This window comes from Streptomyces sp. NPDC007025, assembly GCF_042869455.1.
Lineage (GTDB): Bacteria > Actinomycetota > Actinomycetes > Streptomycetales > Streptomycetaceae > Streptomyces.
Map to the genome: position 1 here is coordinate 52,332 of NZ_JBIAFT010000010.1, position 18,402 is coordinate 70,733.

General features: G+C 72.7%; 16 protein-coding genes and 1 pseudogene. 11 read left to right on the forward strand and 6 right to left on the reverse strand.

Annotated features, from left to right (window positions below):
- Nucleotides 1-568: 568 nt before the first annotated feature.
- Nucleotides 569-712, reverse strand: a pseudogene (locus ACFYMO_RS20155) (DUF397 domain-containing protein); the annotation flags it as partial.
- Nucleotides 669-1,601: a helix-turn-helix transcriptional regulator gene (locus ACFYMO_RS20160; protein WP_388547806.1), complete on the reverse strand. Its 933-nt coding sequence runs from the start codon at nucleotides 1,599-1,601 to the stop codon at nucleotides 669-671. The pseudogene ACFYMO_RS20155 and the gene ACFYMO_RS20160, both read right to left, overlap by 44 nt.
- 140 nt (nucleotides 1,602-1,741) lie before the next feature.
- Between ACFYMO_RS20160 and ACFYMO_RS20165 the strand changes: the two genes are divergently transcribed.
- The 5 genes from ACFYMO_RS20165 to ACFYMO_RS20185 all read left to right on the forward strand — a co-directional run bounded on the left by ACFYMO_RS20165 (nucleotide 1,742) and on the right by ACFYMO_RS20185 (nucleotide 5,704).
- The gene (locus tag ACFYMO_RS20165) at nucleotides 1,742-1,960 is read left to right on the forward strand and encodes a hypothetical protein (RefSeq protein ID WP_366770580.1); all 219 of its coding nucleotides are present in this window, start codon (nucleotides 1,742-1,744) and stop codon (nucleotides 1,958-1,960) included.
- A gap of 1 nt (nucleotide 1,961) precedes the next feature.
- Entirely contained in the window at nucleotides 1,962-2,183 is a 222-nt protein-coding gene (locus ACFYMO_RS20170) for a hypothetical protein (RefSeq protein ID WP_366770581.1), read from the forward strand.
- A gap of 153 nt (nucleotides 2,184-2,336) precedes the next feature.
- Entirely contained in the window at nucleotides 2,337-3,539 is a 1,203-nt protein-coding gene (locus ACFYMO_RS20175) for an acyltransferase (protein WP_388547809.1), read from the forward strand.
- 60 nt (nucleotides 3,540-3,599) lie between these two features.
- Complete coding sequence (locus ACFYMO_RS20180) at nucleotides 3,600-5,024, forward strand: sensor histidine kinase (protein WP_366770583.1); 1,425 nt, start codon at nucleotides 3,600-3,602, stop codon at nucleotides 5,022-5,024.
- Entirely contained in the window at nucleotides 5,021-5,704 is a 684-nt protein-coding gene (locus tag ACFYMO_RS20185) for a response regulator transcription factor (RefSeq protein WP_366770584.1), read from the forward strand. Before ACFYMO_RS20180 ends, ACFYMO_RS20185 begins: the two co-directional genes overlap by 4 nt.
- Nucleotides 5,705-5,807: 103 nt before the next feature.
- Here the strand turns inward: ACFYMO_RS20185 and ACFYMO_RS20190 are convergent, their stop codons facing one another.
- The gene (locus tag ACFYMO_RS20190; protein ID WP_388547813.1) at nucleotides 5,808-7,022 is read right to left on the reverse strand and encodes a S8 family peptidase; all 1,215 of its coding nucleotides are present in this window, start codon (nucleotides 7,020-7,022) and stop codon (nucleotides 5,808-5,810) included.
- 128 nt (nucleotides 7,023-7,150) lie between these two features.
- The gene (locus tag ACFYMO_RS20195) at nucleotides 7,151-8,203 is read right to left on the reverse strand and encodes a helix-turn-helix transcriptional regulator (protein WP_366770586.1); all 1,053 of its coding nucleotides are present in this window, start codon (nucleotides 8,201-8,203) and stop codon (nucleotides 7,151-7,153) included.
- 141 nt (nucleotides 8,204-8,344) lie between these two features.
- On the opposite strand from ACFYMO_RS20195, the gene ACFYMO_RS20200 reads away from it, so the two are divergent.
- The 3 genes from ACFYMO_RS20200 (at nucleotide 8,345) to ACFYMO_RS20210 (ending at nucleotide 12,460) form a co-directional block, all read left to right on the forward strand.
- Nucleotides 8,345-8,884: a hypothetical protein gene (locus ACFYMO_RS20200; RefSeq protein WP_366770587.1), complete on the forward strand. Its 540-nt coding sequence runs from the start codon at nucleotides 8,345-8,347 to the stop codon at nucleotides 8,882-8,884.
- Nucleotides 8,885-8,997: 113 nt separating this feature from the next.
- A complete protein-coding gene (locus tag ACFYMO_RS20205; RefSeq protein WP_388547818.1) occupies nucleotides 8,998-10,548 on the forward strand; it encodes a multicopper oxidase family protein in 1,551 nt (516 codons plus the stop codon).
- Nucleotides 10,549-10,708: 160 nt separating this feature from the next.
- Entirely contained in the window at nucleotides 10,709-12,460 is a 1,752-nt protein-coding gene (locus ACFYMO_RS20210; RefSeq protein WP_366770589.1) for an NAD+ synthase, read from the forward strand.
- A gap of 90 nt (nucleotides 12,461-12,550) precedes the next feature.
- On the opposite strand, the gene ACFYMO_RS20215 is transcribed toward ACFYMO_RS20210, so the two are convergent.
- Entirely contained in the window at nucleotides 12,551-13,750 is a 1,200-nt protein-coding gene (locus ACFYMO_RS20215) for an MFS transporter (RefSeq protein WP_366770590.1), read from the reverse strand.
- Between the two features lie 269 nt (nucleotides 13,751-14,019).
- Nucleotides 14,020-15,069, reverse strand: a complete 1,050-nt coding sequence (locus ACFYMO_RS20220; protein WP_366770591.1) for an endonuclease/exonuclease/phosphatase family protein — start codon at nucleotides 15,067-15,069, stop codon at nucleotides 14,020-14,022.
- Nucleotides 15,070-15,516: 447 nt separating this feature from the next.
- On the opposite strand from ACFYMO_RS20220, the gene panB reads away from it, so the two are divergent.
- The 3 genes from panB (at nucleotide 15,517) to ACFYMO_RS20235 (ending at nucleotide 18,383) form a co-directional block, all read left to right on the forward strand.
- Nucleotides 15,517-16,344, forward strand: a complete 828-nt coding sequence (panB, locus tag ACFYMO_RS20225; RefSeq protein ID WP_366770728.1) for a 3-methyl-2-oxobutanoate hydroxymethyltransferase — start codon at nucleotides 15,517-15,519, stop codon at nucleotides 16,342-16,344.
- Nucleotides 16,345-16,497: 153 nt separating this feature from the next.
- Nucleotides 16,498-17,499, forward strand: coding sequence for an ATP-binding cassette domain-containing protein (locus ACFYMO_RS20230; RefSeq protein WP_366770592.1), 1,002 nt, complete (start codon nucleotides 16,498-16,500; stop codon nucleotides 17,497-17,499).
- A complete protein-coding gene (locus ACFYMO_RS20235; protein WP_388547824.1) occupies nucleotides 17,496-18,383 on the forward strand; it encodes an ABC transporter permease in 888 nt (295 codons plus the stop codon). Before ACFYMO_RS20230 ends, ACFYMO_RS20235 begins: the two co-directional genes overlap by 4 nt.
- The last annotated feature ends 19 nt before the right edge of the window (nucleotides 18,384-18,402 follow it).

The window sequence follows — 18,402 nt, forward strand, 5'->3', positions numbered from 1 at the left end:
GGCCGGGGAGATCCCGGGCCGGGGAGGTCCTGTCCCTTGAGCGGTCCCCGGTGATTCCGTCGCTCCCGGCGCGGGCCGGGGAGGCCGCCTCATCGCCCGCGGGGGGGTGGCGGGGCGGCGGGCCCGACCTCCCAGTTGAGTTCGCCGCAAGGCGCCGAGCCGGTAAGTCCCCCAGCTCACCATCCGTGACATGCTGTGATGCGGGCATCGTAACCCCGCGTCGGCGGAGCGGATCGAACGCGTGCATCGCGCTGAGCGTCAGCGGGGAGGAACAGGGGCAGTCGGCCAGGGCCGGAGCAGCCGGAGCAGGAGGAATGCGGATCGCTCCTCTCGCCCCGCCCGTTCGAATCCTCCTCGGCAGAGCCCTATCTCACCCGCGTGTGCGGCCACGCTCGGAGTACCCGGTGGAGCGGAGCGGGACAACTCCTGGCCTGGGGGGCCGGAACCGCCGCATTGGGCGGCGCCGTACACATCCACCGTCGGAGACGTCGCGGGGGCGGACCGGCCGCGGAGTCCCGGCAGATTCGGAGCAGTTGAAGCATTCGCCGCCGACGCCGGGGCAGCCGGGTCAGGCTCCCGGCCCGCCACGTGGCGCGCTGGTCGCCAAACCCCGCACGAACGCCCGCCAAGCGGCCGGCGGGAACGACAGCGCCCCGCGCTCGACGGCCTTACTGTCCCGCACCGGAACCACGCCGACGCCGGACACGAGACCCGGCGCCCACTCGACGCAGTTGCCGCCTTGCTGGTCGCTGTAGCTGCTCCTGATCCACTGCGTTCCGCTCATGCTCGTCCCTTATGTCGCTGATGAAGGCCGCTGATTCTCGGGGACTCAACGAACTAGCCCGAAGGTGATCGTAGAGTTCGACAGCGTCGGCAACAGTCTCCGGACCGTCATGCCGACGCCCACCTCCCGGCCCCTCGACGAAGACGCTGGTCGGGCCGCTGGGAACGTCCAACAGGATGAAGGGGGTTCCGATCGCTGCCTCCGTTGCCGAGTACGGCAGGACTTGAACGGTGAGGGACTGGTGCCGTCGAGTCTGATCCAGAAGGTACTTCATCTGGTGGGACATCACCTGGGCCGAGCCAATCCGAGCGCGCAGGCAGGACTCATGGAGAACCACCCAGACGCGGGGTGGGTTTGGCTTCTCCAGCACTTCGCGGCGTCGGAGTCGGCTCGACGCCTTCGCGTCGATGTCCCGCACAGGGATGTTGGGGCGACCGCCGCTCAGGGCGAGACGTGCGTACGCCTCGGTCTGGAGCAGACCCATGATGAAGATGGTGGAGAAGTCGCGGATGGCGGTCGCTTCGCGCTCCGCATCGATGTACGGAGCGAACCACGCCGGGTACTCCCCTTCGATCACGCGCCGCAACTGTCCGACGAACAGATCCCCCGTGCCGAATGTGCGGTCGCACGCCTCGGCGAACTTCAGGGAAGGCATGAACTCGCCCGACTCCACGCGGCTTACATAACTCTGGGTGTAGCCGGTGGCGGAGGCGAACGCCGTCTGGGAGACACGGCGGGCTCGTCTGACGCGGCGGACGTCCTCACCAAGACTCGGCGGAATACTCATCCCCGCCGGCCACTTGCGCGTCCCACCCATGCCGACCTGCCCTTACGTTCCCCAGTACAAGTCCGTTGCCGAGCAACCTCATGAGAAGAGGTGCTCATAACGCACCATCCTAGCCGTTTGCGTGTTGTTCTCAGCACAGAACGTGACCAGCGGACGGCAGGGCAGGCACCATGGAGCGAAGCGAACCCCCCGGCGGCCACCGGGAAGAGGACTCCCCGCAGGAGGAGGCGCGGCCCTGCGAGGACTGCGCCTGGTTCCGCACGATGATCAACCGGGCGGCGGGGGATCCGTTGCCGCGGGCGGATCTGGAGGCGCTCTTCGGCGCGCATCTGCGCCGCAAGCACACACCGGCGGCGTCCGGCGCCGGCCGGCACCTGCGGAGCGTGTGACATGTGGGCGGTCGGCGAGGTGGCGCAGGACCGGAAGAGCGGGAAGACCGGCGAGATCATCCAGGCGACGGGGCCCGCACCGGTCATCTACCGGCTGATGCTGCACGAGGGCACCCCGCCCATCGTCGTCTACCGGTACGGCGACCAGTTGCGGCGCGTGCCGGCCTCCGCGCGTCAGCCGGAGGAACGAACGTTTCCTCCCCCCGCTCCGTCCTCGTCCTGAGCGAGGCCGTCCGGGCCTCGGCGGCCCCGTGCGCCACCGCGCGTCATACCCGAGAGGGACACCGCGGGTGCGCTCCGCGGAGGGACGTGTGTGCGGGGGCGGGATTCCTAGCCTCGGCCGGGCACCCGGTCCCCGCACGGAAGGCCCCCGGTCATGGCGATGCGTACTCCTCTCGCGACGCAGGGCACCCGCGTCCCGTTCGCCCGCCGCATCGGCGCCGCCACGCCGCCCGGGCGCGACCGGGGGGCCGACGCGCTGCGCGCGCTCGCGGTCTGCGGAGTGGTGTGCGGGCACTGGCTGGTGACGGCGCTGGTGTCCGAGGGAGGCGGTCTGCACGGGGCGAGCCCGCTGACGTATCTGCCCGGACTCGTCCCGGCGTCCTGGCTGTTCCAGACGCTGGCGGTGTTCTTTTTGGTGGGCGGCTGGGCGGCGCACAGGGGGTGGGTCGCGGCGCGGGAGCGGGGCGTCGGATACCGGGCGTGGCTGCGGGCGCGGCTGCTGCGGCTCGCGCGGCCGGTGGCTGCGCTGCTGTGCGTGTGGACACTCGCGACGGGACTGCTGCTCGCGTGCGGCACCGACGCGGGGACGGTACGGACGGTGCTGAAGCTCGTCGTCTCCCCGCTGTGGTTCCTCCTGGTGTACGCGGCGCTGACGGCGGCCACGCCGCTGGTGGCCTCTCTGCATCCGCTGTGGCCGTTCGCCGTCGTGCTGCATGTGGACCTGCTGCGGCTGACGCCGGGCGGACCGCAGTGGCTGGGGTGGGTGAATCTGGGTGCGGGCTGGCTGGTGCCGTTCTGCCTGGGGGCGGCCTGGTCGCGCGGGATGCCGCGGGAGCGGCGGGCGGGATGGGCACTGTTGCTGGGCGGGTCCGCAGCCACCGGTCTGCTCGTCGTGGCGGGGGGCTATCCGGCGGCCATGATCGGGGTGCCGGGCGCGGCGCTGTCGAATCTGAACCCGCCGACGCTGGCGGCCGTCACCTTCGGGCTCGCCCAGTGCGGCGGTGCGCTGCTGCTGCACGGGCCGTTGCGGCGCTGGTGTGCACGGCCGCGCGTATGGGCGGCTGTGGCGCTGGTCAATCTGTCCGCGATGACGGTCTTTTTGTGGCACCAGAGCGCGCTGCTGGCGGTCGCCCTGGCCGGTCTGCGGGCGGGCGCGCCGCTGCCTGGACTGCATACCGCGCCCGACGGGTTCGACTGGGTGCTCGCCCGACTGCTGTGGCTGCCGGTGTTCGCGGCGGTGCTGTCGGCCTGCTGGGCCGTCTTCCACCGGTACGAGCGAGGGCGGCGGCCCGGAGGCCCGAGCAGGGTGGTGGCCGCGTGCTCACCGGCCGGTTCGGCGACGGTGGGGCGTGTCTAGGGTGACGGTGATGACGGGGGTGAGGCGATGAGAGACGGATCGCGGGGTCGGGGGAAGGGCGTGCGGAACCTGCCCCGCGCGCTGCGCGAGGACCTGTTCGACTGGGACGGCGCCCCGCGACGGCGGACGGGGGCGGGTGGCGGGAGCGCGGGCGGCGCCGGGCACGTGAGCGGCTGGCTGATCTGGCGGCCGATCGTCGTCCTCGCCACGTCGATGGCCGCCTTGGTCATCGCCATCTTCCACATCAACATGCTCACCGGCGGCCCCTTCCGGGTCTTCGGCGCTGCGGACGCGGTGCTGTTCGGGGGTGCGCAGGCGGCCGCGCTGGTGCTGGCCGTCTTCCGGCCGGTGATGGCCTGGTGGGTGGTGACCGTCACCATGGCGGTCATCGCACTGGCCGCCGGTGCGCCGCCCCCGTATCTGCGGCAGTCCCCGTGGACGGTGCCGGAAGTGGTCTGCCAGGCGGGGGTGCTGCTGCTGCTCGCGCTGCGCAGGCGTCCCCGGGCGGCGCTGGGGGCACTGCTGCTGACGGTGCTGAGCGGTGTGCTGTGCGCCCTGGCCGACGGGCAGTTGCTGGGCCCGCCCGCGATCCGCGACTTCCCCGTGGACGTCCTCGTCCTGACGCTGGCCGTGGTGGTCGGCAGCGCCCTGCACGGCCGCCAGGCAGCGCGCACCGAACTGGTCGTCCAGGAGGAGCGGACCGCCGAGGAGCGCACCCGGCGCACCCTGCTGGAGGAGCGCAACCGCATCGCCCGTGAGCTGCACGACGTGGTCGCCCACCACATGTCCGTCATCTCCATCCAGGCGCAGGCCGCGCCGCATCTGACGGAGAACCCCTCCGAGGAGCTGCGGGAGTCGCTGGCCGGGATCCGGCAGAACGCCGTGGAGGCGCTGGCCGAACTGCGCCGGGTGCTGGGCGTCCTGCGCGCCGAGGACGCGCTCACCGACCGGCACGCGCCGCAGCCCACGCTGGAGCGGTTGCCGGAGCTGGTCGCCAACGTCCGGGCCGCCGGACTCACGGTGACCACGCGGATCAGCGGCGAGCCCTGTCCGCTGCCTCCCGGCATGGAGGTGTCGGTCTACCGCATCGTGCAGGAGGCGCTCAGCAATGTGCTGCGGCACGCGCCGGGGGCCGAGGCGGAGGTGGAGATCGGCTACCGCCCCGCGGAGGTGACCGTGCGGGTGGTCGACGGCGGGCCGGCGCCGGGCAGGACCGCACCGGCCGCAGCCGCTCCGGCCGCGCCCGGTGCGGGTCACGGGTTGCCGGGAATGCGCGAACGGGCCGCGATGCTGGGCGGCACGCTGCGGGCCGGTGCGACGCCGGACGGCGGCTGGCGGGTGGTGGCGGCGCTACCCCTGCCCTCCCCCGCCGGTGCCGCACCGAGCACCGGGAGTGCCCGGCCCACGGACATCACCCGGACCGCCAAAACCACCGGGGACGCCGGAACCATCCGTACCGCCGAGACCGCCGAGGACCCTTCGTGACCACGATCCGTGTACTGCTGGCCGACGACCAGAAGATGGTCCGCCAGGGCTTCACCGTGCTGCTGGACGCGGAGCCGGACATCACCGTGACCGGTCAGGCGGTCGACGGACTGGAGGCGGTGGAGCGCACCGCCGAACTGGCGCCCGACGTCGTGCTGATGGACGTGCGGATGCCGCGGCTGGGCGGCATCGAGGCGACGCGCCGCATCATCGAGGCGCGCAGCGGCGGCGCCGCGGATCCGAAGGTCCTGGTGCTGACCACGTTCGACCTGGACGAGTACGTCTTCGAGGCGCTGCGCGCCGGGGCCTCCGGGTTCCTGCTCAAGGACGCCTCGGCCGCCGAACTCGCCGACGCGGTCCGGGTGGTGGCCCGGGGGGAGGCGCTGCTCGCGCCGAACCTGACCAAACTGCTGATCGAGAAGTTCGCCGGGATGCCGGACGGGCCGGGCGGGGCCCGGCTCAAGGAGCGGGTCGCCGATCTCACCGAGCGCGAGACGGAGGTGCTCGCGCTCGTCGCGCGCGGGCTGTCGAACCTGGAGATCGCCGGAGAGCTGGTGGTCGCCGAGCAGACGGTCAAGACCCATGTGAGCCGCATCCTGGTGAAACTGGGGCTGCGGGACCGCACGCAGGCCGCGGTCTTCGCCTACGAGACGGGACTGGTGCGGCCGGGCCGCCTTTGAGGCGCCCCGCGGCATGCGACCGCGGCCCGGTGTGTGGGGCACCGGGCCGCGGAAGGTGGGGGGTGTGCCGGGTGTCGTCGTCACCCGGCCGTGTTGCGGGGTGTCACTCGACGATGTTCAGCAGCAGGTCGGGCGAGCCCTGCCCCGGGTTGCCGACGACATCCGCGGAGGCGCCGTCGGTCAGCGCCTTGGAGACGGCATCGGGGGTGGCGTCCTTGTGGCCCGAGAGGTAGACCGCCGCAGCGCCCGCGACGTGCGGGGAGGCCATCGAGGTGCCGGAGATGGTGTCGGTGGCGTCGTCGCCGGTGTTCCAGGCTCCGGTGATGTCGACACCGGGTGCGTACAGGTCGAGCGCGTCGCCGTAGTTGGAGAAGCTCGCCTGCGCGTCCTTGTCGTCGGTCGCCCCGACGGTGAGGGCTTCCTCCACCCGGGCGGGAGAGCTGTTCCCGGCGTCCGAGGACTCGTTGCCGGCCGCCACGGCGAAGGTGACGCCCGCCTTGATGGAGTTCCGCACGGCCGTGTCCAGCGCCTCGTCCGCGCCGCCGCCGAGCGACATGTTGGCCACCGAGGGCGACTCGGCGTTCTTGGTGACCCAGTCGATACCGGCCACGACCTGCTCGGTGGTGCCGGAGCCCTGGTCGTCCAGCACCCGGACGGCCACCACGTCGGCCTTCTTCGCCACGCCATGGGCCTCGCCCGCCACGGTGCTGGCGACGTGCGTGCCGTGGCCGTTGCCGTCCGAGGCGTCGTCGTCGCCGTCGACCGCGTCGAAGCCGCTGGTGGCGCGGCCGCCGAAGTCCTTGTGGGTGGTGCGGACGCCGGTGTCGATGATGTAGGCGGTCACGCCTTCGCCCGCGCTGTCCGGGTAGACGTACGTGTCGTCCAGGTTCAGTTCGGGGGTGTCGATGCGGTCCAGACCCCAGGAGGGCGGGTTGGCCTGCTCGCCGGTGACGGTGTGCTTCTGGTTGGCGTAGACCTTGTCCACCGCCGGGTCGGCGGCCAGCTCCGCGGCCTCGCTCGCCGACATCTTCGCGGAGTAGCCGTTGAGGGCCTTGGTGAAGGTCCTGCGGACCTTGCCGCCGTGCTCGGAGATGACCGAACGGCCCTTCGCGGCAGCCGCTGTGGTGCGCACGGCCGACTTCTTCATGGTGACGATGTAGCTGCCCTTGACGGCCTGCGCCGAGTGCGCGCCGAGGACGGTGCCGTGCGCCGGGGCCACGGGGGACGCGTTCGCGGGGAGCGCTGTGACGGTGCCGACGGCTGCCGCGGCCACCGCGGCCGAGATGCCGAGGGCGACTTTCCTGCGCGTCACTGCCATGGGGAGGGTTCCTCCTCGTGTGGGGGGTGCGCATGTGGGGTGCGCGATCGGCACGCTAGAGGCATGGTCACGAGCAGGACAAGGGTTCGATGTGTCGCCCGACCGACGAGCAATTGCCCAACAGACGTTCATACTCGGCGATTCGGGCGCGGCTCGGATGCCCCGGACTGCGGAAGCCAGCCGAGGCTCGCGGCGCGCATCCCGAGTTGGAACCGGGTGGTCGCGCCCAGCCGTTCCATCAGCCCGTGCAGTCGGCGCTGGAAGGTGCGGTAGCTGATGCCGAGTTGCCGGGCCATCACCTGGTCGGTCATGCCGGTGGCCAGCAGGGCCAGCAGCTTGGCCTCCTGCGCGGTGGGGCCGTCCGGGGCTCCGGGGCTGCGGCCCGCGAGGTACTCCGAGATCGGCAGCGCCCGCCCCCACAGCACCTCGAAGAAGTCGCACAACACCTCCAGCAGTCCGGAGGGGTGCACGACGACGCTGCTGGCCAGCTCGTTCGGCGCGGCGCGCAGCGGGATCAGCGCCATGCAGTCGTCGGCGATCAGCATCTTCGTCGGGGTGTCGGCCATCACCCGGGCGTCCTCGCCCAGTTCGGCCGCGGCGCCGATGTCCGTGTCGAACCGGTGGGAGGTGGCGAGCCCGTCGGTGTCGTAGATGACCCGGTAGTTGACGCCGCGCCGGAGCATCTGGGCCTGCACCGGCATCATGCCGGTCTTCGGGTCGAGCCGGTCGGGGTCGCTGTTGGCGTAGGGCGGCCGGTCGATGCCCCGGATCTCGGCGCGCGCACTGCGCTGGAGTTGGTCGACCTGGCGGATCACGGCGGCCCGCCCCGTGACGATCTCCACCAGTTCCAGGGGGTCACGGCCCGCCGCCTGGGCACGGAACCGGGCGGCCAGGTGCTGGATGTGCCGCCGCGTACGATGGATCTCCTCCTCGCGGGCGAGCAGCAGCGACTCGAAGGCGATCTCCGGCGCCACCGGCAGATAGCGCTCGGCGCCTCTGCTGCCCCGGTCCGCGGGGAAGCGCCCCACCAGGTTGAGTCTCTCCAGCGCGGCGAGCGCGGCCCGCACCCGCGCGGCTCCCACTCCCGCCGCTGCCCGCAACTCGCTGACCGTCACGGCGCCGTCCACCAGTGCCTCGTAGACCTGCTGCTGGACGGGGTCGAGATCAAGAGCCTCCAACATGCTGGGCATCCTGTGTGTGGTGGCGAGTTCACGTCAATGACCGAACGCCGCCACCACCGCGTCATATATGCAGGAACCCTGCGAATTCCGGCGCGGGGCACCGACGCATACCCCCTGCGGGCATCCGGCTAGGGTGGCCGCATGCGACCCATGCCGACCGGCGAGCGCGCGCCCCGCGCCCGCGGCATGTGGTGCGGGCGCCTGCTGCTGCTCGCCGCCCTGCTGTCGGGACTCGTCGGCATGCACACCCTCGGACACCCCGCCGCCGGGCCACCGGAGGCGGCGCAGACCGCCGCGCACCTGACCGCCCCCGCGGTCCACAGCGGGAGTGCGGAAGGGGCCCGGGCCGGGGAGGGAACGGCCTCCCCGGCGCACTCGGCGCAGCCGCCCCGCCCCCAGCGCGGCGCCGCGAACACGGCGGCCCCGCACGGGGATTCCACGCCCTCGGAGCCGGGCCACGGAAGCGGACACGGGATAGGAACCGACCCGCTCTCCGTCTGCCTGGCCGTACTGGGCGCATGGACGGCCGCCGCGCTGCCGGGCTCCGCCGTCACCGTCCTGACACCACACGGCACGGACGGACGGGAGCCCTGCCACGCGCGGATACGACGCGCACTGCGTCCCCTGCCGCCGCCGGGCACCTCGTCGAGACTCGCGCGCCTGTCGGTCCTGCGGACCTGAGCGGGCCCGCACACACACCGCACCGCACCGCGGGCGGCCACCGGCCGTCCCCGGGGTGCGGTGTGCGTGCGCCCGTGCCCAACGCTCGACACCACACCACGCGAGGTATGCGCATGCGTTCCCTTCCCACCCGCCGGACCGTTCTGGGCGCCGCCGTCCTGGCCGCCACCGGACTGACCGCCGGCTGCGCCGACCGCGGCCGCCCGGACAGCGCCGACGCCGAGGGCACCGGCGGCCACGTCCGGCCCGACGGCCCCGAGGTCCGGGCCGCCGAGGCCCGGCGCCCGCACGGCCGCACCCACCGGGTGCGGCTCACCGCGACCCGTGCCCGGCTCGCGCTGGGCTCCGGCGTCACCGTCCCCACCTGGGCCTACGGCGACCGGATCCCCGGCCAGGAGGTCCGCGCCACCGCGGGCGGCACCCTGGAACTCACCCTCGCCAACCACCTCCCGGCGGCCACCTCGGTGCACTGGCACGGGCTGGCCCTGCGCAACGACATGGACGGCGTCCCCGGGCTCACCCAGCGGGAGATCCGGCCGGGCGCGGACTTCACCTACCGGTTCGCCGTCCCCCACCCCGGCACCTACTGGTTCCACCCGCACTCCGGCCTGCAACGGGAACGCGGACTGTACGCACCGCTGATCGTCGAGGACCCGAGGGAGCCGCTGCGCTACGACAAGGAGTGGGTGGTCGTCCTGGACGACTGGCTGGACGGCGTGGACGGCGCCACCCCCGAGACCGTCCTGGCCGCACTGCGCCGCGGCATGGAACACGGCGGCGGAGCGGACGGAGGCGACGGAGCCGGAACCGGCGGACACGGCAGCGGGGACACACCCGGCATGCACGGCACTCCGGGCACCGGCAGCCCGGTGCTGGGCGGCGACGCGGGCGACGTGGGCTACCCGCACCACCTGGTCAACGGCCGCACCCGGACGGACCCGGAGACCTGCCGCGCGAAGCCGGGTGACCGCATCCGCATCCGCCTGATCAACGCGGGCGGCGACACCGCGTATCGGGTCGCGCTGGGCGGGCACCGGATGACCGTGACCCACACCGACGGCTACCCCGTCGAGCACACCGCCACCGACGCGCTGCTGCTCGGCATGGGCGAGCGCTACGACGTCCTGGTCACCGCGGGAGACGGGGTCTTCCCCCTCACCGCGCTGGCCGAGGGCAAGCGGGGGACGGCCCGCGCGCTGCTGCGCACCGCGCCGGGTGCCGCGCCTCCGGCTGCGGCCCGCCCCCGGGAGCTGTCCGGCGCCCCGCTGACCGCGGGGAGGCTGACGGCGGCGGACGCGGTCCGGCTCGCCCCCCGCAAGCCGGACCGGACGGTCACCCTGCGACTGACGGGCTCCATGGCGCGGTACGACTGGGGCATCGGCGGCCGGCAGTACGACCCGCGGCGGCGGCACCCCGTGACGGCGGGCGAGCGGGTGCGGCTGCGCTTCGTGAACACGACCGGCATGTGGCACCCGATGCATCTGCACGGCCACACCTTCGCGCTCCCGGACGACGGCCCCCGCAAGGACACCGCGATCGTGCTGCCGGGCAGGACGCTGGAGGTGGACTTCGACGCCGACAACCCGGGCCTGTGGCTGGTGCACTGCCACAACGTCCACCACAGCGGGTCGGGGATGATGACGGTGCTCGGCTACCGCGGGTAGCCACCCGGTGCGGTCTCCGTGCGCACGGCGCGCCGGAGGCCCGGGCGCCGCGGAGGCGGGTCCCGGATGCGTTCCCGGGCCCGCCCCGGGGCCGGCCCGGGACCCGCACCGGGTGGATGCCCCGAGCCATAGCGTCAGCCCGACGATTACACTCGGGTGCGTGGCTCAACTACGTCTCGCCCTGAATCAGATCGACTCCACCGTCGGCGACCTGGAGGGGAATGCCGCCGCGGTCCTCCGCTGGACCCGGCACTCCGTCGAACGGGGCGCCCACCTGGTCGCGTTCCCGGAGATGATGCTGACCGGCTACCCGGTCGAGGACCTGGCGCTGCGCAGGTCGTTCGTGGAGGCGAGCCGCACCACCGTGCGGGAGCTCGCCCGGCGGCTGGCCGACGAGGGGCTCGGCGAGGTGCCGGTCGTCGTCGGCTATCTGGACCGCTGCGCGCAGGCCCGGCCGCACTACGGCCAGCCCGCGGGTGCTCCGCAGAACGCGGCCGCCGTGCTGCACCGGGGCGAGGTCGTGCTGACCTTCGCCAAGCACCACCTGCCGAACTACGGGGTCTTCGACGAGTTCCGGTACTTCGTGCCGGGCGACACCATGCCGGTCCTCCGGGTGCACGGCGTCGATGTCGCGCTCGCCATCTGCGAGGACCTGTGGCAGGAGGGCGGCCGGGTCCCGGCGGCGCGCAGCGCGGGGGCCGGGCTGCTGCTGTCGATCAACGCCTCGCCCTACGAGCGGGACAAGGACGACACCCGGCTGGAGCTGGTGCGCAAGCGGGCGCAGGAGGCGGGCTGCACCACCGCCTATCTCGCGGAGGTCGGCGGCCAGGACGAACTGGTCTTCGACGGCGACTCGATCGTCGTGGCCGCGGACGGCCAGGTGCTGGCGCGGGCACCCCAGTTCGAGGAGCGGTGCGTCGTCCTGGACCTGGAGCTGCCGGCGGCCGCCCCGACCCCGCCGTCGGGCGAGGTGGACGACGGCCTGCGCATCGACCACCGCGTCGTCTCCGCCGAACCGCTGCCCGCCTACCCGCCGGAGGCCGTCGGCAGCGAGGCACCGCGGCTGGCCGACGACGAGGAGATCTACACCGCGCTGGTGGTCGGACTGCGCGCCTACGTGGTCAAGAACGGTTTCAGCTCGGTGCTGATCGGGCTCTCGGGCGGCATCGACTCGGCACTGACGGCCGCGATCGCCTGCGACGCGGTCGGAGCCGAGCAGGTGTACGGCGTCTCGATGCCCTCGCGCTACTCCTCCGGGCACTCCAGGGAGGACGCGGCGGAGCTCGCGGAGCGCACCGGGCTGCACTTCCGCACGGTCGAGATCGAGCCGATGTTCGCGGCCTACATGGACTCGCTGGGCCTCACCGGGCTCGCCGAGGAGAACCTCCAGGCGCGGCTGCGCGGCACGACGCTGATGGCTCTCTCCAACCAGGAGGGCCCCATCGTGCTGGCGCCGGGGAACAAGTCGGAGCTGGCGGTGGGCTATTCGACGCTGTACGGGGACGCGGTGGGCGCCTACGGTCCGATCAAGGACGTCTACAAGACGAACGTGTTCCGCCTCGCGACGTGGCGCAACCGGGCGGCCGAGGAGCGCGGCGACACCCCGCCCATCCCGGAGCGCTCGATCACCAAACCACCCAGTGCCGAGCTGGCGCCCGGGCAGGTGGACAGCGACTCGCTGCCCGACTACGACGTGCTCGACCGCGTCCTGAAGCGCTACGTCGACGGCGACCAGGGTGCCGAGGCCATCATCGCGGCGGGCTTCGACGCGGAGACGGTGACCCGTGTGCTGCGGATGACGGACCGGGCCGAGTACAAGCGCCGGCAGTACCCGCCGGGCACGAAGATCTCTCCCAAGGGCTTCGGCAAGGACCGCCGGCTGCCGATCACCAACCGGTGGCGGGAGGGCTGACGGCCCGCCGGAGCAGCCGCCGGCCGCGGGTGGCCGGCGGCATCCCGTCCCCTCGGCCCCGCCGGGCGCGCGGGGTCCGGGACGGGTGGCCTAGCCGCCGGAGGGGACCTCCACCGGGGCTTCCTGCGCACGGGCGACCACGCGCGAGTCGCCGCGGTCCAGTACGCCCGCCGTGACGGCGATGGCGAGTCCCGTCAGTGCGAGCACGGCGCCGACCAGGGTGGGGGACGTCCAGCCCCAGCCCGCGGCGATGACGACACCGCCGAGCCAGGCGCCGCCCGCGTTGGCCAGGTTGAACGCCGAGTGGTTCGAGGCGGAGGCGATCGTGGGCGCGTGCGAGGCCGCCCGCATCACCAGCATCTGGACCGGCGTGGTGATCAGGAAGCCGACCGCGCCCAGCAGCCCGACCAGCAGCAGCGCCGCCCACTTCACCGGCGCCGCGAAGTGGAAGGCCACCATCAGCAGGGCCATCAGCCCGAGGGCCGCGTACAGGGTGCGGCGCGGCGCACGGTCGGTCAGCGGCCCGGCGATCAGAGTGCCCAGCGTCATACCGATGCCGAACAGCGCCAGCACCCAGGTGACCGACGTCTCGGCGAGTCCGGTGACCTCCGTCATCATCGAGGCGAGGTAGCTGTAGACGGCGAAGACGCCGCCGAAGCCGAAGACGGCGGTCAGCAGTCCCAGGACGACCTGGCGGTTGCCCAGGGCGCGCAGCTCGTGGCGTACGCCGCCCTGGTGCTCCAGCGGCATCCGGGGCACGAGCAGCGCGAGGGCCGTCATGGCGAGCAGCCCGATCAGGGTGACGACCACGAAGGTGGCGCGCCAGCCGAGTTGCTGGCCGAGCGCGGTGCCGCCGGGTACGCCGACGATGTTGGCGACGGTCAGGCCCAGGAACATGGTGGCCACGGCGCGGGCGGCCCGGCCCTCCCGGACGAGCCGGGCCGCGACCACCGCGCCGACGCCGAAGAAGGCGCCGTGCGGCAGCCCCGCCAGCAGCCGCCCGGCCAGCAGGGTGCCGAAGCCGGGGGCGAGCGCCGAGGCGAGGTTGCCGAGGGTGAACAGGCCCATGAGCAGCAGCAGCATCAGCTTGCGCGGCACGCGGGCGCCGACGGCGGTCAGCAGCGGGGCGCCCAGGACGACGCCGAGGGCGTAGGCGGACACCAGGTATCCGGCGGTCGGTACGGAGGTGCCGAGATCGTCGGCGACGTTCGGCAGCAGGCCCATCATCACGAACTCTGTGGTGCCGATACCGAAGGCGCCCACGGCGAGTGCGAGCAGAGCCACAGGCATGCGGGGAGAACCTTTCGAAGCGTGCGGGCCCCGGCCGGGTGCGGGATCGCGCGCCGGGCACCGGGGAGTACCCGTGCCGGGCGGCAGGGCGGCCCGGCACGGGGGATGTGCGGTGTGCAGAAGTATGCGGGGGGGTGAGAGGAGGAGCGGGCAGTGGTCGGAGGCGGCACTGCCCCCTATGTATTGCTCCGCAACAAAGTCTCGCAGCCAGATGTTCCGCGGTGCAAAACGAGCTTGCCGCCGCGGCCGCCGGAGCGGCCCCGGCCGGTTCAGTCCGCCAGGTCGATCTTCGCCGCGATCGGCAGATGGTCGCTGTCCGTCGCCGGGAGCGTCCAGGCCGAGACGGGGTCGGCTCCCTTGAGCATGATCTGGTCGATCCGGGCCATCGGGAAGGAGGCGGGCCAGCTGAACCCGAAGCCGTCCCCCGCGGCGCCCTGCGCGGAGCGCATCTGGGAGGTGATGGGCGCGAGCGCGCGGTCGTTCATGGTGCCGTTGAGATCGCCGAGCAGGAGGACCTTGTCCGCCGGATCGTGCGCGATCGCCTCGCCCAGCGCCTCGGCGCTGCCGTCCCGCTGCCCGGCGGTGAAGCCGGAGCGGAACTGCACCCGCACCGAGGGCAGATGCGCGGCGTAGACGGCGACCTCGCCCTTCGGGGTGCGCACCGTGGCGCGCATCGCGCGCGGCCAGCCCATCTTGATGTCGACGGTCCTGACCCCGGAGAGCGGGTACTTGCTCCAGATCCCGACCGTGCCCGCGAGCTTGTGGTACGGGTGCGTGCGGTCGAGGGCCGACCGGTAGGTGCCGGCCTGCGACGCGGAGACCTCCTGCAGCGCGATGACGTCGGCACCGGAGTCGACCAGCGCCTCGGCGGTGCCCCGGGGGTCGGGGTTGCCGGCGTTGACGTTGTGGGTGACGACGGTCAGATCGCCGGCGGCGCCACCGGTCTTGTCGCTGAAGAGGCCGCCGAACAGGTTCACCCACATCAGTGCGGGCACCAGCAGCGCGACCAGCGCGGTGGCCGAGCGCCGCAGCACGGCCGCGACCAGCAGCACCACGATCAGCAAGCCGCCCCACGGCAGGAACGTCTCCCACAGCGAACCCAGGTTGCCGACCGCGTTGGGCACCTCGGCGTGCAGGAAGAACGCCAGCCCCAGGAGCAGCGCGACCGCCGCGAGGACCAGGCCGCGCCGCCAGGCCCCCGGACCCCACCGCCCCGGGGCGCTGCCCCGCGGCAGCCGGCCGGACCAGCGGGACCACCGTCCCCGCCGCTCGTCGCCGCCCTCGCGGTACGTGGCCTCCGACGTGTACGCGCGCGCCATCCGCCGTCCTCACTTGCCTGTGCTGGTGCTCGATGAACGATAGGCGATAACCGTTTTCATCCAGTCGGACCCCGCGGTCCCACCGTCGCTTCCGCCCCGATTCCGGTTTCCGGAGTCGAGAGGAGGACGAGGCGCGGAGCGCCGGGAGTTCCGGCAGGTCGGGACCGGACCGCGACTGTGACACAACCCGGACACCGGGCGGCGGCAGCCGGTCCGCCCCGGCGCGCCCTCGAGCCGGTCACAGCCCGGCCGCGGCGGCGTCCGGGCCGTTCGCGACGCCGCCCGGCGGTGCCGCCCGTACGCCCCCGGCACCGGGACCGCGGCCGTCGCCGGTCATGATCCGCTTCCGGACGGGGCCCCTACCGGACCGCGGAGGGGCGTGCCAGCATGGACCTGGATCCGGAGACGCCGTTGGGGCGCTTCGAGACGACAACAGGAGTCAATGCCATGCCGCAGACGCTCTACGGGGGCACCCGTAATCGCCGTGTGACCGTGCGCGACCTCGCACTCGCCAAAGAGCGGGGCGAGAAGTGGCCCATGCTCACCGCCTACGACGCGATGACCGCCTCCGTCTTCGACGAGGCCGGTATCCCCGTCGTCCTGGTCGGCGATTCGATGGGCAATTGCCACCTCGGCTACGAGACGACCGTGCCGGTCACCATGGACGAGATGACGATGCTGACGGCCGCGGTGGTGCGGGGCACCAGCCGCGGCCTGATCGTCGCCGACCTGCCGTTCGGCTCGTACCAGGAGGGGGAGGTGCAGGCGCTGCGCAGCGCCACCCGGCTGGTCAAGGAAGCCGGCGCGCAGGCCGTCAAGATCGAGGGCGGGGAGCGCTCGGCCGACCGGATCGGCCTGCTGGCGCGCTCCGGCATCCCCGTGATGGCACACATAGGGCTCACCCCGCAGTCCGTGCACGCCATGGGCTACCGGGTGCAGGGGCGCGGCGAGGAGGCGGCTGCGCAGCTCATGCGGGACGCCAAGGCCGTGCAGGAGGCCGGAGCCTTCGCGCTCGTCCTGGAGATGGTGCCCGCACCGGTCGCCGCCGAGGTGACCCGGGCCCTGCAGATCCCGACGATCGGCATCGGCGCCGGGAGCGAGTGCGACGCGCAGGTTCTGGTGTGGACCGACATGGCGGGCCTCACGCCCGGCAAGCTGCCGCGCTTCGTGAAGCAGTACGCCGCGCTGCGCTCGGTGCTGGGCGACGCGGCCCGCGCGTTCGCCGAGGACGTCACCACCGGTGCCTTCCCGGCCGCGGAACACTCCTACGAGTGAGCCGGGCCGGCGCCGCCGCGCACGCGGGCGCCCGGTGACGGGGGTGCGCAGCGCAGCGGTCCGCCGGTGACGGCGACAGCCCGCCGACAGCGCTTCGAGGTGCTGTCGGTGGGCTGTCGGTCGTTTGTCAGTGGCGGCTGTCATATTGGCCGCATGACGCGAGAGAAGACGACGAACGCGGTCGAGGTCCGCGGGCTGGTCAAACACTTCGGGGAGACGAAGGCGGTCGACGGCATCGACCTCGACGTGCGCGAAGGCACCGTGATGGGTGTGCTGGGCCCCAACGGCGCGGGCAAGACGACGCTCGTCCGGATGCTCTCCACCCTGCTGCAGCCCGACGGGGGCACGGCGAAGGTCGCCGGGTACGACGTGGTGCGCCAGCCCCGCGAGCTGCGCCGCACGATAGGTCTGACCGGCCAGTACGCCTCGGTGGACGAGAAGCTGTCGGGCTGGGAGAACCTGTACATGATCGGGCGGCTGCTCGACCTGTCCCGCTCCCAGTCCCGCGAGCGCGCGGACGAACTGCTGGAGCGGTTCTCCCTGACCGAGGCGGCCCGGCGCCCCGTGATGAAGTACAGCGGCGGTATGCGCCGTCGGCTCGACCTGGCGGCCTCCATGATCGGCCGCCCCAAGGTCCTCTACCTGGACGAGCCCACCACCGGTCTCGACCCCCGTACCCGCAACGAGGTGTGGGACGAGGTCAAGAACATCGTGGCCGACGGCAACACCGTCCTGCTCACCACCCAGTACATGGAGGAGGCGGAGCAGCTCGCCGAGGAGCTGACCGTCATCGACCGCGGCCGGATCATCGCCGAGGGCCGGGTGCCCGAGCTGAAGGCGAAGGTCGGCGGCCGCACCCTGGAGGTCCGCCCGGCGGACCCCGGCGAGTTGCAGCGGATGGTCGGCGCGCTGGCCCAGGCCGGGCTGGACGGGCTGGCGGGCGCCACCGCCGACGAGGCGTCGGGCGTGGTCAGCGTCCCGATCGTCAGCGACGAGCAGCTCACGGCCGTGATCGCGCTGTTGGGCGAGCGCGGCTTCGCACTCGCCGACATCGCCACCCATCTGCCCAGCCTGGACGAGGTGTTCCTCGCCCTCACCGGCCAGAAGGCCACCCATCAGGACGACGACAACGAGCTCGAGGAGGTCGCGGCGTGAGTACCGCCACCGTCAAAGCGCCCCAATCCGGGGACTCCCCGACCGGGTCCGGGACGGGCAGGGGCTCCGCGCCCGAGAAGCCCGGCACGGTGGAGGGCCGGATCGGGCTGCAGGCCAATCTGCGGCACATCGGCGCACTCGTGCGGCGCAACGCCCTGCAGATCAAGCAGGACCCCGAGTCGATGATGGACGCGCTGCTGATGCCCGTCATCTTCACGCTGCTGTTCGTCTACGTCTTCGGCGGGGCCATCGGCGGGGACGGCGCCAGCGGCGACCGGGACCAGTACGTGCAGTATCTGATCCCCGGCATGATGGGCATGATGGGCATGTCCATCGCCATGGCGGTCGGCACGGGCATCAACGAGGACTTCCGGAAGGGCGTGATGGACCGCTTCCGGTCCATGCCGATCGCCCGCTCCTCGGTGCTCATAGCCAAGTCGGTCGTCGAGATCGGCCGCATGCTGGTCGCCGTGACGGTCCTGCTGACCGTGGGCTTCCTGAACGGCTTCGAGATCAACGGCCACTGGCTGGGGATGCTGGCCGCCATCGGGCTGACCGCGCTGTTCGGCGCCTCGCTGCTGTGGATCTTCATCCTGCTGGGTCTGACGATGAACACGGCACAGGCCGTGCAGGGCGTCTCGTTCCTGGTGCTGATGCCGCTCCAGTTCGGTTCCTCGGTCTTCGTGCCGCCCGGCACCATGCCCAGCTGGCTCAAGGCGTTCACCGATGTCAATCCGCTCACCCACCTCGCCGACGCGGCGCGCGGGCTGATGCTCGGCCAGGGCGAGGTCGCCGGCCCGGTGATGTGGACGGTGATCTGGTCGGTGGGGCTGACGGCCGTCACGGCGCCGATCGCCATCACGAAGTTCCGCAAGAAGACCTGACGGTGCCCGGTACCGCGGC

Coding starts and splice junctions, on each gene's coding strand:
- ACFYMO_RS20160 (WP_388547806.1), bottom strand. CDS start 1,601: ATGGGTGGGACGCGCAAGTGGCCGGCGGGGATGAGTATTCCGCCGAGT.
- ACFYMO_RS20165 (WP_366770580.1), top strand. CDS start 1,742: ATGGAGCGAAGCGAACCCCCCGGCGGCCACCGGGAAGAGGACTCCCCG.
- ACFYMO_RS20170 (WP_366770581.1), top strand. CDS start 1,962: ATGTGGGCGGTCGGCGAGGTGGCGCAGGACCGGAAGAGCGGGAAGACC.
- ACFYMO_RS20175 (WP_388547809.1), top strand. CDS start 2,337: ATGGCGATGCGTACTCCTCTCGCGACGCAGGGCACCCGCGTCCCGTTC.
- ACFYMO_RS20190 (WP_388547813.1), bottom strand. CDS start 7,022: ATGGCAGTGACGCGCAGGAAAGTCGCCCTCGGCATCTCGGCCGCGGTG.
- ACFYMO_RS20195 (WP_366770586.1), bottom strand. CDS start 8,203: ATGTTGGAGGCTCTTGATCTCGACCCCGTCCAGCAGCAGGTCTACGAG.
- ACFYMO_RS20200 (WP_366770587.1), top strand. CDS start 8,345: ATGCGACCCATGCCGACCGGCGAGCGCGCGCCCCGCGCCCGCGGCATG.
- ACFYMO_RS20205 (WP_388547818.1), top strand. CDS start 8,998: ATGCGTTCCCTTCCCACCCGCCGGACCGTTCTGGGCGCCGCCGTCCTG.
- ACFYMO_RS20215 (WP_366770590.1), bottom strand. CDS start 13,750: ATGCCTGTGGCTCTGCTCGCACTCGCCGTGGGCGCCTTCGGTATCGGC.
- ACFYMO_RS20220 (WP_366770591.1), bottom strand. CDS start 15,069: ATGGCGCGCGCGTACACGTCGGAGGCCACGTACCGCGAGGGCGGCGAC.
- panB (WP_366770728.1), top strand. CDS start 15,517: ATGCCGCAGACGCTCTACGGGGGCACCCGTAATCGCCGTGTGACCGTG.
- ACFYMO_RS20230 (WP_366770592.1), top strand. CDS start 16,498: ATGACGCGAGAGAAGACGACGAACGCGGTCGAGGTCCGCGGGCTGGTC.